This is a genomic window from Allobosea sp. Root483D1, from assembly GCF_001429505.1.
Taxonomy (GTDB): domain Bacteria; phylum Pseudomonadota; class Alphaproteobacteria; order Rhizobiales; family Beijerinckiaceae; genus Allobosea.
The window spans coordinates 40,596-53,867 of the sequence record NZ_LMJW01000017.1 but is presented as its reverse complement, the minus strand read 5'-3'; the positions used below and the strand labels follow the sequence as shown (position 1 = coordinate 53,867).

Below are 13,272 nucleotides of genomic sequence, written 5' to 3'. Positions count from 1 at the left end.
AGCTTCGTTCATGGCGGCGAACCCCACCATGTCGGCGAGGTAAATGGTAACGCTGACCAGGTTGTTCTTGGAGACGCCGGCCTGGGCCAGCGTCTCATCGAGGCTGAGCAGAACTTCCTCGGTCTGCACCTTGACGGATTGTCCANNATAACTGCGTCGCTCCAGCGTTCCGTCATGCCAATTCGTTCAATCATGGGGTCAGCTCCATCTATTCGGTCCTCGGCCGATTTCCCGGGGTCGGTTCGCCGGCGCTGATCGCCTCTATGACGCACATCGCGACGACGCCATATCGCCGCGGTGCGCCAACAACGGACATTGAGACAACGCCCGAAAGACGACATTCAAATTGTACCCCCTGCGAATGCGACGAACGACGCATCGGCTCATCCCGCTCCGAGCCCGGTGATCAAGGTTTGCACGAGCGCGATCGCCCCCGAGATCGGCCTGAACTGGCTGGTGGTCGAATTGTCGACGAGGAAGGTCAGTTCCGCGTGGCGCGCCAACGGGCTCTCGGGCACATCCGTCAGGACGAGGATGCGCTTGCCGCTGAGATGGGTGTCGAGCGTGATGTCGACCACCGACTGGGTATAGGGCGTGAACGCAATCGCCACGAGAAGGTCGCTCGACCGCATGGTAGCGATCTGCTCCGCCGCCATGCCGCTGCCGAAATCGAGCAGGCTGCACTGCCGTTCGCAGCGCGTCAGCCCATAGGCCAGATAGGTCGCGATCGGCCGGGACCGGCGCAGGCCGGCGATATAGACATGCTCGGCCTGCCGCAGCATTTGCGTTCCCTTGTCGAGCGCCTCCGGCGAAACGCTCCGACGCAGATCTTCCAGCGAGGCGATCAGCGCATCGACGCATCCATTCAGCAGGGCACCGTAGTCGTTCGCCTGCTGCGGGGCGGCCTGGCGTGCAAAGACCTCTTCGCGCGCACGAGGGGCGCCTTCGATCAGGCGTAGCCGGAAGACCCGCTGCATCTCGGAGAAGCCGCGATAGCCGAATTCCTTGGCGAAGCGGATCAGCGTCGATGGCTGGACCTCGAGGTCGCCAGCGATGCCGACCACCGTGTTCAGGGCGAAGTCGTTGGGCTTTTCCAGCGCCGACCGCGCGATGCGCTGCAGATGCGGGCTGAGCTGGTCGAAGCGGTTGCGAAGGCGCTGGCGAAGGGCCTCGAAGGTCTCCTGCGGCGCATCGCTCGCGGAAGCGGTCGCAGCCGGCCTATTGAATGAATTTTCGTTCATTCGACCTTCTATCTCACCCTATCTGCGACGCAAAGCGTTTAAGTTCGGAGCCGCTGTTGACATGACAGAAAAAATATTCATGCTCTTTGAAAATTAATTCTGACTTTCGATCAGGCAAGAGACGGGCACGAGCCCGTCCGTTTCGGGGAGGACATCGATGTCGAAGATTCAGGTTTCGCGACGTGGTCTGTTGGGCGCCGCCGGCGCTGCGTCCGCAGTCTCGCTGTTCGCCGGCCCGTGGAAACACAATCGCGCCTGGGCGCAAGGCGCGGCCAAGCCGCTGCGGATCGGCATCACGGCCGATGCCAGCGGCATGTATGCGAACTCCGGCGCCAGCGACAAACGCGGCATGGCAATGGCGATCGCCGAAGCAAATGAGCGCGGCGGGGTCCTCGGCCGCAAGGTCGAGTTCGTCCATATCGACACCGAGACCACGGCCGCCACCGGCAGCCGCGTGGCGGAACGGATGATCAGCCGTGAGCAATGCGGCTTCCTCGTCGGCGCTGTCCATTCCGGCGTCGCCAATGCGATCAGCCAGGTCGCCCAGAAATACGGCGTGATCTACATCAACACGAACTCGTCCTCGCCGACCGAGGCCGGCCAGAACTGCCATCGCGTCAAGTTCGTCTTCGACGGCAACGGCACCAATTTCGCCAAGGCCGCGGTCAAGAGCGCGATCGAGCGTTTCGGGCCGGACTGGATGCTCCTGACCAACGACTATGTCTGGGGGCACGACACCGCCGCGGCGACCAAGGCCTTGCTGAAGGAATATGGCGGCAAGGTCATGGACGAGGTGCTGATCCCGCAGGGCACGCGTGACTTCACCTCTGCCCTGCTGAAGGTGCAGCAGCGCAAGCCCGGCGTCGTGTCCGCTGCGATCGGCGGCGATGACCAGAAGGCGATGCGCCAGCAGGTGGTCCAGCTCAAGATGGGCGACAAGCCGGCCTGGATCAACAGTCAGCAGGACTGGGATGATGTTTACGGTCTGCCGATCGAGAACCTCTTCGGCGTCTTCGGCACGACCTGGTATTATCGCCTCGACCTCCCCGGCGTGGCCGACTTCGTCAAGCGCTACCAGACGATGTATCCCGAGACGGCCATGCGCTCGCCCGGCAACGTCTTCTACAACGGCTACATGTCGATCCGGGAACTCCTCGGAGCCATCGAGCGTGCGGGCACGACCAACAACATCGCCGTGATCAGGGCGCTGGAAGGTCACAAGATTTCGGCCCGCGACCGCATGCAGCACTTCGATGCGACGATCGACGCCCAGACGCATCAGGTCCAGCAGACGATCTACCTCGCCACGGCCAACAAGGCGCCGAAGGAGAAGGACGACATCTTCGACGTCCTGAGCCAGGCCAAGGCGGAAGATGTCCGCGACACGGATTCCGCCAAGCTCTGCAAGCTCGAATCCTACGAGCAGACGCCGACCTTCGACGCCTGATCCGTCCTGCCATTCGCGGCCGTCGCCCGACGGCCGCGGGTGACGGCATCGCTGCATCCGGACGGAACACGCATGATCGATCTTCTGCCCCACATCATCAACGGCCTGACATTGGGCCTGCTCTTCGCCCTGATCGCGCTAGGCTTCACCCTGATCGTCGGCGTGATGGAGGTAATCAACCTCGCCCATGGCTCGCTGTTTGCGATCGGCGCCTATTTCGCGCTGACGGTGATCGGCGGCGGCTGGTTCGCGGGCACGCCCTTCGGTGCCTGGTGGCTGAGCCTGCCGCTCGGCCTGCGCTATGTGCTGGCGCTGGCGATCGGGCCGGCTCTGGCGGGTTTCGCCGGCATGCTGCTCGAGCTGTGCCTGCGCCCGGCCTATGGCAAGCCGCCCCTCTACGGCCTGCTGCTGACCTTCGGCGCCGCGCTCGTCATCGAGGAGTTGATCCGGCTGGTCTGGGGCACGGGCGAGCAGAATCTGGCGCTGCCGCGGGCGATCAATGGCGCCTTTCTGCTGAACGACATGATCTTCTCGACCTACCGTTTCTTCGCCGCCGGCTTCAGCATCGCCGCGATCCTTGCCGTCTGGCTGTTCCTCGAACGCACCTCGGCCGGTGCTGTCATCAAGGCGGGCGCGCATGACAGCGAAATGGTCCGTGCGCTCGGCTACGACCTCGCCAGGCTGAGGCTGGTCGTCTTCGGCTTTGGCGCCTCCCTGGCAGGACTTGCCGGCGTGGTGATGGTGCCGATCTGGGGCCTTCGTCCCCATGTCGGCGTCGACATCGTCATCCCCGCCTTCCTCATCATCGTCATCGGCGGTGTCGGCAGCTTCTGGGGCGCCGTCATCGCGGCGCTTCTGGTCGGCCTCGCCATGGGCATCACCGGCGCCTATGCGGCCGCCTGGGCGACGATGTCGATGTACCTCCTCCTCATCGCCGTTCTCGGTTTCCGCAGCCGTGGCCTGCTTGGTCGCAAGAGCGCGCTGGAGAACTGACGCCATGATCTCGCTCTCGGACATTCCCGCGCGCCCATCGGCCTGGATCACGCCGCCTATGATCGTCCTCGCCGCGGTGCTCCTGGCCACGCCCTGGCTGCTGCCTGCCGTCGGGCTCTATCAGTATCTCGGCATCGAGATCGCGATCTGGGTCGCCTTCGCGCTCGGGTTCAACCTGCTCTTCGGCTATACCGGCCTGCATTCCTTCGGCCATGGCGCCTATCTCGGCATCGGCGCCTATGCCTTCGGGCTGTTCCAGCACCATGTCGCAGTTAGCCTGTGGGGCGGCCTGCTGGCGGCCGTACTGGCGGCCGGGATCGCGGGCGCCCTTGTCGGGGCGTTCCTCTCCCATCGCCGCGGCATCTACTATGCGCTGCTGACGATCGGCTTTGGCCAGATCTTCTGGTTCCTCGCCATGAAGCTCCATCGCGTCACCGGCGGCGAGGACGGGCTGCTCGGCATTCCGCGCCCCCCGCTGACGCTCGGGCCCTGGCAGGTCTCCCTGACCGACAGCCGCGCGCTGTTCTACTTCGCCGCTGCGCTGCTGATGATCGTGGTCGTGCTGTGCTGGCGGCTGGCGAACTCGCCCTTCGGCCGGGTGCTGCAGGCCATCCGCCAGAACGAGACCCGCGCCCGCTTCGTCGGCTACGAGGTCTGGCGCTTCAAATGGGCCGTCTTCACGTTGTCGACGATGATCGCGGGCCTCGCCGGCAGCCTGCTCGCGATGGCCCAACAGAGCGCCTATCCCGACGTGATGAGCCTGCATCAATCCGGGCTTGTCGTGATGATGGTGCTGGTCGGCGGCGGCCTCGTCAGTTTCTGGGGGCCGGTGCTGGGTGTGGTGTTCTACTTCGTCACTCGCGACGTGCTGGGCAGCATCACAGAGACCTGGCTGCTCTGGTACGGGCTGATCTTCATGGCGATGGTGATGCTGCGGCCCGAGGGGCTGGCGGGCATGCTGCACGGCCTCGCGCGGCGCAAGCCGCCGCTCCAGACGACCGCAGCACCGGCTCCCGCGACGGAGGCCGCGTGATGGCTCTTTTCGAGGCCCGCAACATCCACAAGCGCTTCGGCTCGCGCGTCGTGCTGGAGAACATCTCGCTGTCCTTCGAGGCAGGCCAGGTCAGCGGCATCATGGGTCCCAACGGCGCCGGCAAGTCGACCTGCTTCCATGTCCTCACCGGCCAGCACAAGCCTGATCGCGGCGAGGTTACGTTTGACGGCCAGCGCATCTCGGGCCTGCCGCCGCAGCGCATCGCCAGGATGGGCGTGTCGCGCTCCTTCCAGTTGATGAACCTCTTCGACGACACGGTCGTCATCGAGAACGTCATGCTGGCGCTGCCGGCCTTCCGGGAGCGCCGTCTGCACGCGATGGCGGCCGTCTTCTCGGATCGCGCCCTGATCGACCAGTCGCTCGCTGTGCTCGATCAGGTCGGTCTTGCGGGACGCGCCTGGGATGCGGCCGCTTCGCTCAGCTATGGCGACCGCCGTGCACTGGAGATCGCGGTGGCGCTAGCCGCCGAGCCTCGCATCCTCTTCCTTGACGAGCCGACCTCGGGTCTCGGCGCGGAGGCGACGCGTCGCCTCTCCCAGCTCGTGAAGCGGCTGCGCGATCGCTACACGATCGTGATGATCGAGCACGACATGCGCTTCCTGTTCGAGCTCGCCGACAGGATTTCGGTGATCCATTGGGGCCAGGTCATCGCGGAGGGGCCTCCAGCGCAGCTTGGCGACAACAAATGGGTTCGCCGCTCGACGCTGGCGGAGGCGACCCATGCTTGAGGTCCGCGACATCGAAACCTTCTATGGCGAGACGCAGGCGCTGTTTGGCACCTCGTTGCGTGTCGGCGAGGGCGAAGTGGTCTCGCTGCTCGGCGCCAACGGGGCCGGCAAGACCACGACGATCCGCTCGATCCTGGGCCTGACGCCGCCGCGTCGCGGCCAGATCCGCTTCGACGGGCAGGACATCACCCGTCACCCGACCCATCGCATCTCGGCCATGGGCATCGGCTGGGTGCCCGACGATCGCCGTATCTTCCCGACGCTGACCGTCGCCCGCAACCTGCAGATCGGCATGCGCAAGACCCGTTTTCGGTCCTGGCAGGTCGGCGAGATGTTCTCGATCTTCTCGGCGCTCGAACATCTGATGCCGCGCGAATGCGAGAACCTCTCCGGCGGCGAGATGCAGATGGTTGCGATCTCGCGCGCGCTGCTGGGCTCGCCCGGCCTCGTCCTGCTCGACGAACCGAGCCAGGGCCTCGCGCCAAAGATAGTCCAGGACGTGCTGTCGACGGTGCGGCGCCTCAAGGCCGAGGGCATCTCGGTACTGATCGTCGAGCAGAATGCCCTCGCCGCGCTTGAGGTCTCGGACCGCGCCTATGTCATGGACCGCGGCCGTATCGTCCATGAGGGGGCCGCCCGCGACCTGCTCGACGACAAATCCCGGCGCCAGCGCCTGATCGGAATGTGACCATGAGCGCGATGCTTGACGTCAGCAATCTCTCGAAGATCTACACGCGCGGCCGGCTCGACCGCACGCCGACCTTCCGGCTCGACGCGGACTTCCGCATTGAGGAGCCGGCGATCGTCGGCATGATGGGCCCCAACGGCTCCGGCAAGACGACACTGTTCGAGCTGATCACCGGCTCGAACAGCCCGACGGAGGGCACCGTCGCGGTCTGCGGCCGCAACATTCACCGCGTCCGCACCGACGAGCGCGACCGCCTCGCGATCCACTATCACCAGTCCTACCAGGTCCGGCATTTCCGGTCGCTGCGCCCCAACGCCCTGATGGAGCGCGCGGGCAGCGAATACCCGCTGGTCCATCTCTTCGACGAGCCGCAATTCAACACGCAGGACGGCTATATCGGCTTCATGCTGGATTTCTTCCGGCGCCTGCGTTCGGAGGGCCGGCTGGTCTTCCTCTGCGTTCACCCCAATGAGCGCTTCCATCTCGAGATCCTCGAGGAAATCTGCGAGCGCTTCATCTTCGTCAACAAGGGCGTCGTCACGCCCCTGCCGGATTATGCCGGCCTGCTCGGCTTCGAGCCGGCGCGCGACTATCTCGGCAACCTGCTGACGGAGCGCGCCGCCGCCCTGGAGCCTGCCGCATGAACCGGCCCGAAGGACATCTGACGCCGCAGATCGACCTCGATGCGATCGACCGGCTTTTTACCATCCGCGGACTGCGCGTCTTTCTGCCCGGCGGCTATGGTGCGCTGGGCGAGGCGATAGCCTCGGCGATGACGCGGCACGGCGCCCATGTCGCCATCGCCGGACCCTGCGGGGCCAAGGCGCAAGCGCTGGCGGACAGGCTGCGCGGGCAGGGCGTCGAGACCCATGGCTTCGAGCTCGATGCGCGCTACCCGGCCGCGATCGCGGAGGCGACCAACCGTGCCGCCGAGGCGATGGGCGGCATCGACGTGCTGGTCAACTGCGTCGGCATCCAGCGCGAGCAGAGGCTGATGGATGTCGACGAGGCGACCTTCGACAACGTCTACGAAATCAACCTGAAATCGGCGATGTTCCTGGGCCAGGCGGCGGCGCGCCACCAGATCGCGCAGGGCACCGGCGGCCGCCAGATCCACCTGCTGTCGGTGCGCTCGCAACTGGCGCTGCGCAACCGCGGCTATTCGGCCTACTGCGCCACCAAGGGCGGCCTCGTCATGCTGGTCAAGCAGCATGCGATGGAACTCGCCGAGCACAACATCACCGTCAACGGCGTCGCGCCGACCTTCATCCAGTCCGAGCGTATCCGCCATCATCTCGAGCGCGAGGGCTTCCGCGACTTCATCCTCGACCGCAACCCGCTCGGGCGGATCGGCGATCCCGTCGAGGTGGTCGGGCAAGTCATCACCTTCGCCGCGCCTGCCGGCAGCTACATGACCGGCCAGATCGTCTATATCGACGGCGGCGTGACGGCGAGCCAATGACGAAGCCGCCGCTTCGCAGCGCCCGCTGGTTCGACACCGACGATCTTCGTGGCTTCGGCCACCGCTCGCGCCTGATGCAGATGGGCTATGGCGTCGAGGACTGGAACGGTCGCCCCGTCATCGCGATCATCAACACCTGGTCCGACATCAACCCTTGTCACGCGCATTTCCGCCAGCGCGTCGAGGACGTGAAGCGTGGCGTGCTGCAGGCCGGCGGCTTTCCGCTGGAGCTTCCGGCGATCTCGCTCTCGGAGAACTTCGTCAAGCCGACAACGATGCTCTACCGCAACCTTCTGGCGATGGAGACCGAGGAGCTGCTGCGCTCGCATCCGGTCGACGGCGCGGTGCTGATGGGCGGCTGCGACAAGACCACGCCCGGCCTCATCCTGGGTGCGATCAGCGCCGACATTCCCGCGATTTTCCTGCCGGCCGGGCCGATGCTGCGCGGCAATCTGCGCGGCGAGGTGCTGGGCTCCGGCTCCGACGCCTGGAAATACTGGGACGATCGCCGCGCCGGCAAGATCGACGCGCAGGAATGGCAGGCGGTCGAAGCGGGCATCGCGCGCTCCTACGGCCACTGCATGACGATGGGCACGGCCAGCACCATGACCGCCATCGCCGAGGCGATGGGGCTGACCCTGTCGGGCGCCTCTTCGATCCCGGCCGCCGATTCCGGCCATATCCGCATGGCGACCGAGACCGGTCGGCGCATCGTCGCGATGGTGGCCGAGGATCTGCGGCCGACGGCCGTGCTGTCGCGCGCCTCGTTCGAGAACGCCATCGCGGTCGCTATGGCGATGGGCTGCTCGACCAATGCCATCATCCACCTCATCGCGATGGCGCGCCGCGCCGGCCAGGATATCGGCCTCGGCGATTTCGAGGCGGCGAGTCGGACCATCCCCGTGCTGGCCAACATCCGCCCGTCCGGCGAGCGCTATCTGATGGAGGATTTCTACTATGCTGGCGGCCTGCCCGGGCTGATGAGCCGGCTGACGCAGCATTTGTCCCTCGATGCGCTGATGATCGAGGGGCGTACGCTCGGCGCCGCGATCGAGAGTGCGCCGATCTGGAACGACGACGTCATCCGCCCCCTGGACAGACCGGTTTCGACCGAGCCTGCATTGGCTGTGCTCTACGGCAACATCGCGCCTGAAGGCTGCGTGATGAAGCCCTCGGCGGCCGAGCCGCGCCTGCTCGACCATACCGGCCCCGCTTTGGTCTTCGACAGCTACGCGCAGATGAAGGCCGAGATCGACGATCCCGATCTGGCCGTCACCGCCGACACGATCCTGGTGATGCGCGGTGCCGGCCCGCAGGGCGGCCCCGGCATGCCGGAATGGGGCATGCTGCCGATCCCGAAGAAGCTCCTCAAGCAGGGCGTGCGCGACATGCTGCGCGTCTCCGATGCGCGCATGTCCGGCACCAGCTACGGCGCCTGCATCCTGCACGTCTCACCCGAGGCCCATATCGGCGGCCCGCTCGCTCTCGTTCGCAGCGGCGACCTCATCCGCGTCGATGTCGCGGTCCGCAGCATCGTTCTCTGTGTCGACGAGGCCGAGCTCGCGCACCGGCGCGCCGCGCTGCGACTGCCTGAACCGCGCTTCGAGCGCGGCTATGGCTGGATGTTCTCGCGCCATATCGGCCAGACCCATGAAGGCTGCGACTTCGATTTCCTTGAAACTTCGTTCGGTGCGCCGGTCGGCGAGCCAGACATCTTGTGACAGTCCTGGAGATATTCATGTCAAACCTTGCGCCAAAACTTCTGATCGGGGGCGAGTTCCGGCCGACCACGTCGCGGCCGCCGCTTTCCGTCTGCAATCCCTGCACAGAGGAGTTGCTCTGGGCGGCGCCTTGCGCCGGCGCAGCCGAGGTCGAGGAGGCGCTGCACCATGCGCAAGTCGCGCTCAAGACATGGTCGAAGGTGCATGGCTGGGAGCGGGCCAAGGTGCTGCGCGGCATCGCCCGGGCGATGGAAGCGCGCAAGGACGCGCTGGCGAGCGCGCTATCCCATGAGATCGGCCGGCCGATCGCCCAGTCCGAGGGTGAGGTGCTGATCGCGATCGAGCAGTTCGACTGGTTCGCCGGTGAGGCCGAGCGCCTTTTCGGCGAGACGATCCCCTCCCGCCAGGGCGGGCGCCTCGCCACGGGGCTGGAGCCGGTGGGCATCGTCGCCGCCTTCACCGCCTGGAATTTCCCGATCAACCTGCTCGCCCGCAAGATCGCGCCAGCGCTCGCCGCCGGGTGCCCGATCATCTGCCGCCCGTCCGAGCAGACGCCGCTGACCTCGACGCTGATCGCGCAGGCCTGTGCCGAAGGCGGTGCGCCTGCCGGCACCGTCCAGATGCTTTTCGGCCCGGCCGAGACGATCACGCCGCTTCTGATGGCCGCCAACGAGGTCCGAAAGATTTCACTGACCGGCTCGACCCGCGTCGGCCAGATGCTGCTCGCCGAGGCCGCCAGGACCGTCAAGCGCTGCTCGATGGAGCTCGGCGGCCATGCGCCCGTCGTGATCTGCGAGGATGCCGATGTCGACAATGCGGCGACGCTCTGCGCGCTGTTCAAGTTCCGCAATGCCGGCCAGGTCTGCATCGCTCCCAACCGCTTCTACGTGCATGAGAGCCTGGCCGAACGCTTCGCCAGCGGCATGGTCAAGGCAGCTGAGGCGCTTGTGCTGGGCGACAGCCAGGACCGGGCGACATCGATGGGCCCGTTGACGCTCGCCAGCCAGCGCGACCGCGTCGAGGCTCTCTCGGCCGAGACGGAGGCTTCCGGCGCGCGGCGCCTCACCGGCGGACGGCGTCCGGCCAGCCGCAACAAGGGCTTCTTCTTCGAGCCGACCGTTTTCGCCGATGTGCCCGACGAGGCCCGCATCATGCGCGACGAGCCCTTCGGGCCATTGGCGCCGATCGCCACCTTCCGCCACTTCGACGACGCGATCGCGCGGGCTAACTCGACCCCCTACGGCCTTGCCGCCTATGGCTTCACCGGCAGCCAGCGTTATGCTGAAGCGCTCAGCGCCGGCCTCAGCGCGGGCATGGTCGGGGTCAACACCTTCATGATCGCCCACGCCGAGGCGCCGTTCGGCGGCATCAACCATTCCGGCATGGGGCGCGAGGGCGGCCGGCAGGCGATCCACGATTATCTCAACGTCAAGCTGACGCATTTCATGGCGTGCTAATCGGAAGCTCTGGCGAAGCATTTGCGACATTAGGAGCCTACCCGAAAGCAGACCTCCTAGACTTCAGCTATGGGCCGATGTCGTTGAAAAAGTCGGCGGTGCTGCGGGTGTGAAGTCCTGATTCCAGTCGTCCTCGGATGGAGGGCGGTGCGATGATGGCCGAGCGGCGGGTGGCGCAGGAGGCCCGTTCCAGGTGGGCTCGCCGTTGCAGTTCACGACAGATGGTCGCTTAGGGCAGATCGATGATTTCCACCCAGTTGGGGTTCTTGCCGAGCGGATAGCGTTTCAATTCCTTCAGCGCCCCGCTTTCGGCGTCGATCGCATACAGCGTCGCGGAATCGGATTTCTGCCCGGCCGCGATCAGGAACCGCCCGCTCTGGTCGATGTTGAAACCGCGCGGCTGTGTCTCCGTTGCGAAGTTGCCGGCAGGTGTCAGCGCGCCGGTGGCACCGTCGACACGGAAGGCCGCGATCGTGTTCGATGTCCGCTCCGACGCATAGATGAAACGGCCGTTCGGCATGATCCGAAGCTCGGCGCTGGCCGGTGCGCCGCCCTGGAAACCCCTCGGTACGATACTGACGCTGCCGGTCTCGGCCAGGGTGCCCCTGGCTGCGTCGAAACGGTAGGCGTTGAGCGTGCCGTCGAGTTCGTTGACCAGATAGGCGAACCTGTCGTCGGGGCTGAAGACGAAATGGCGCGGCCCTGCGCCCTTTTTGGTCTCGACGAAGGGCGGCTCGTTCGGAGTGACGCGACCGGTCATGGCGTCGAACTTGTATTGCAGCAGGATGTCGCCGCCGAGATTGCTGGCGAAGACATGCTTGTTGGCACGGTCGGCCAGGATCGCATGAGCGTGCTTGCGGGTCGGCACGACCTGGACCGGCTCGGCACCGACGGCGCCCTGCGCGTCGATCGGGTTGATGGCGATCTTGTCGCCGGTATAGGAGGCGCTGAGCAGGAAGCGGCCCGTCCGGTCGGTCGCGACATAGGCCATGTTGTCGGGCAGGGGCACCGTGGACAGCAGCCCGAGCTTGCCGCTTTGCCGGTCGATCGCGAACGTGCTGACCGAGAAGGGCTGCGAGCGCAGCGAGACATAAAGATGGCGCTTGTCGGGCGAGACCGCCATCGGCATCGCGGTGCCGGTCACCGGCACAGTCTCGACGGGCTTCAGTTCGCCGAGCTGCGCGTCGAGTTCGAGCACGCTGATCTCGCGGCTGTCGGCGTTCGAGACATAGACCATGGTCTTCGCGGTGGCAGGCATGGCCGTCATCATGACCGCAACCAATGCGGCGACACCAGTGTTCTTCGCGGCGATCATGATCGTCCCCCCGTGGCGTCGGCCGTCTTTGCCGGCAGCTCGACCTTCTATGAGGAGGCAGGTTAGAGGGCCGCGATCGCACTGAGACAGCTCAAATGACGTATCGACCGATGCAATCGACGCATCGTGGCGCCGGTTGCCGTCGCAGCCGAAAGCGATGCCGCACCGGCCCGGTGCGACATCGTCGGCGTCTCCGCAGAGATGGTGTTCAGGCGGCGGCGAGTTCGCGCGTCGCGAATTCGCCCTTGTCGAGCCGGGCGACCAGGGCGGCGAGTTCTTCCGTCTCGCTCTGCGTGAGGTTGGTCAACGGCGTCCGGACGGGGCCGGAATCGCGGCCGACCACCTTCATCCCCGCCTTGATGATCGAGACGGCGTAGCCCCGCTTGCGGTTGCGGATCGCGATCAGCGGCAGGATGAAGTCACGCAGCCCCGCCTGCACCGTCTCGCGGTCGCGGCGACGCACTGCGGCATAGAACTTGGTCGAGAAGTGCGGGACGAAGTTGAAGACCGCCGAGGAATAGGTCGTCACGCCCATTTCGAGATAGGGCAGCGCGAAGGTCTCGGCGGTGGGCAGGCCGCCGATATAGGTCAACCGGTCGCCCATGCGCAGATGGATGCGCGTCATCAGCTCAATGTCGCCGATGCCGTCCTTGTAGCCGACGAGATTGGGATTGCGCTCGCAGAGCCTGGCCAGCGTCTCCTCGGTGACGATGGCGTTGTCGCGATTGTAGACGATGACGCCGAGCCTAGTCGCCTTGCAGACGGCCTCGATATGGGCAGCGAGCCCCTCCTGCTCGGAGAAGACCAGGTAGGGCGGCAGCAGCAGGATGCCGTCGGCGCCCGCCTGCTCGACCCCGGCCGCCAGTTCGGTCGCGATCTGCGTGCCGTAGCCGACGCCGGCGAGAACCGGCACCCGCCCCGCGGTCTCGGCGACCGCCGTCGCGACCACGGTCACGACCTCGGCCGGCGAGAGCGAGAAGAACTCGCCCGTGCCGCCCGCGGCGAACAGGCCGGCGACGTCGTAGCCGCAGAGCCAGTCGAGATTGGAGCGGTAGCGCGCCTCGTCGAAGACATTGCCGGGGGCGAAGGGCGTGACCGGAAACGACAGCAGCCCGTTACCGATATGCCGTGCCATCTCCTGGGGGGTCATCTTGCTCATGATCGGC

13 protein-coding genes are annotated in these 13,272 nt (G+C 66.0%); 9 read left to right on the top strand and 4 right to left on the bottom strand.

All coding sequences use genetic code 11. The features are described from left to right. Together ASE66_RS31395 and ASE66_RS14800 are read right to left on the bottom strand one after the other, a co-directional pair. Positions 1-129, bottom strand: a 129-nt coding sequence (locus ASE66_RS31395) for a Rid family hydrolase (protein ID WP_244494935.1), incomplete at its 3' end; no start/stop codon positions are given. 254 nt (positions 130-383) lie between these two features. Further along, the gene (locus ASE66_RS14800) at positions 384-1,241 is read right to left on the bottom strand and encodes a MurR/RpiR family transcriptional regulator (protein ID WP_057190472.1); all 858 of its coding nucleotides are present in this window, start codon (positions 1,239-1,241) and stop codon (positions 384-386) included. 157 nt (positions 1,242-1,398) lie between these two features. On the opposite strand from ASE66_RS14800, the gene ASE66_RS14795 reads away from it, so the two are divergent. The 9 genes from ASE66_RS14795 (at position 1,399) to ASE66_RS14755 (ending at position 10,791) form a co-directional block, all read left to right on the top strand. Beyond that, the gene (locus tag ASE66_RS14795; RefSeq protein WP_082613463.1) at positions 1,399-2,688 is read left to right on the top strand and encodes an ABC transporter substrate-binding protein; all 1,290 of its coding nucleotides are present in this window, start codon (positions 1,399-1,401) and stop codon (positions 2,686-2,688) included. 72 nt (positions 2,689-2,760) lie between these two features. Next, positions 2,761-3,681, top strand: coding sequence for a branched-chain amino acid ABC transporter permease (locus ASE66_RS14790; RefSeq protein ID WP_057190471.1), 921 nt, complete (start codon positions 2,761-2,763; stop codon positions 3,679-3,681). Between the two features lie 4 nt (positions 3,682-3,685). Continuing rightward, complete coding sequence (locus ASE66_RS14785) at positions 3,686-4,714, top strand: branched-chain amino acid ABC transporter permease (protein ID WP_082613462.1); 1,029 nt, start codon at positions 3,686-3,688, stop codon at positions 4,712-4,714. After that, a complete protein-coding gene (locus tag ASE66_RS14780; RefSeq protein ID WP_057190470.1) occupies positions 4,714-5,463 on the top strand; it encodes an ABC transporter ATP-binding protein in 750 nt (249 codons plus the stop codon). The genes ASE66_RS14785 and ASE66_RS14780 overlap by 1 nt, the downstream gene beginning before the upstream one ends. Next, the gene (locus ASE66_RS14775) at positions 5,456-6,151 is read left to right on the top strand and encodes an ABC transporter ATP-binding protein (protein ID WP_057190469.1); all 696 of its coding nucleotides are present in this window, start codon (positions 5,456-5,458) and stop codon (positions 6,149-6,151) included. Before ASE66_RS14780 ends, ASE66_RS14775 begins: the two co-directional genes overlap by 8 nt. A 2-nt stretch (positions 6,152-6,153) precedes the next feature. Further along, complete coding sequence (locus ASE66_RS14770; protein ID WP_057190468.1) at positions 6,154-6,795, top strand: ATP-binding cassette domain-containing protein; 642 nt, start codon at positions 6,154-6,156, stop codon at positions 6,793-6,795. Further along, positions 6,792-7,613, top strand: coding sequence for an SDR family NAD(P)-dependent oxidoreductase (locus ASE66_RS14765; protein ID WP_057190467.1), 822 nt, complete (start codon positions 6,792-6,794; stop codon positions 7,611-7,613). Before ASE66_RS14770 ends, ASE66_RS14765 begins: the two co-directional genes overlap by 4 nt. Next, complete coding sequence (gene araD, locus ASE66_RS14760) at positions 7,610-9,334, top strand: L-arabinonate dehydratase (RefSeq protein ID WP_057190466.1); 1,725 nt, start codon at positions 7,610-7,612, stop codon at positions 9,332-9,334. The genes ASE66_RS14765 and araD overlap by 4 nt, the downstream gene beginning before the upstream one ends. Positions 9,335-9,351: 17 nt before the next feature. After that, positions 9,352-10,791, top strand: a complete 1,440-nt coding sequence (locus ASE66_RS14755) for an NAD-dependent succinate-semialdehyde dehydrogenase (RefSeq protein ID WP_082613461.1) — start codon at positions 9,352-9,354, stop codon at positions 10,789-10,791. Between the two features lie 229 nt (positions 10,792-11,020). Here the strand turns inward: ASE66_RS14755 and ASE66_RS14750 are convergent, their stop codons facing one another. Both ASE66_RS14750 and kdgD read right to left on the bottom strand, forming a co-directional pair. Continuing rightward, entirely contained in the window at positions 11,021-12,106 is a 1,086-nt protein-coding gene (locus ASE66_RS14750; protein ID WP_057190465.1) for a lactonase family protein, read from the bottom strand. A 208-nt stretch (positions 12,107-12,314) separates the two neighbouring features. Continuing rightward, on the bottom strand, positions 12,315-13,265 hold the full coding sequence (kdgD, locus tag ASE66_RS14745; RefSeq protein ID WP_057190464.1) for a 5-dehydro-4-deoxyglucarate dehydratase: 951 nt from the start codon (positions 13,263-13,265) through the stop codon (positions 12,315-12,317). Between the last annotated feature and the right edge of the window lie 7 nt (positions 13,266-13,272).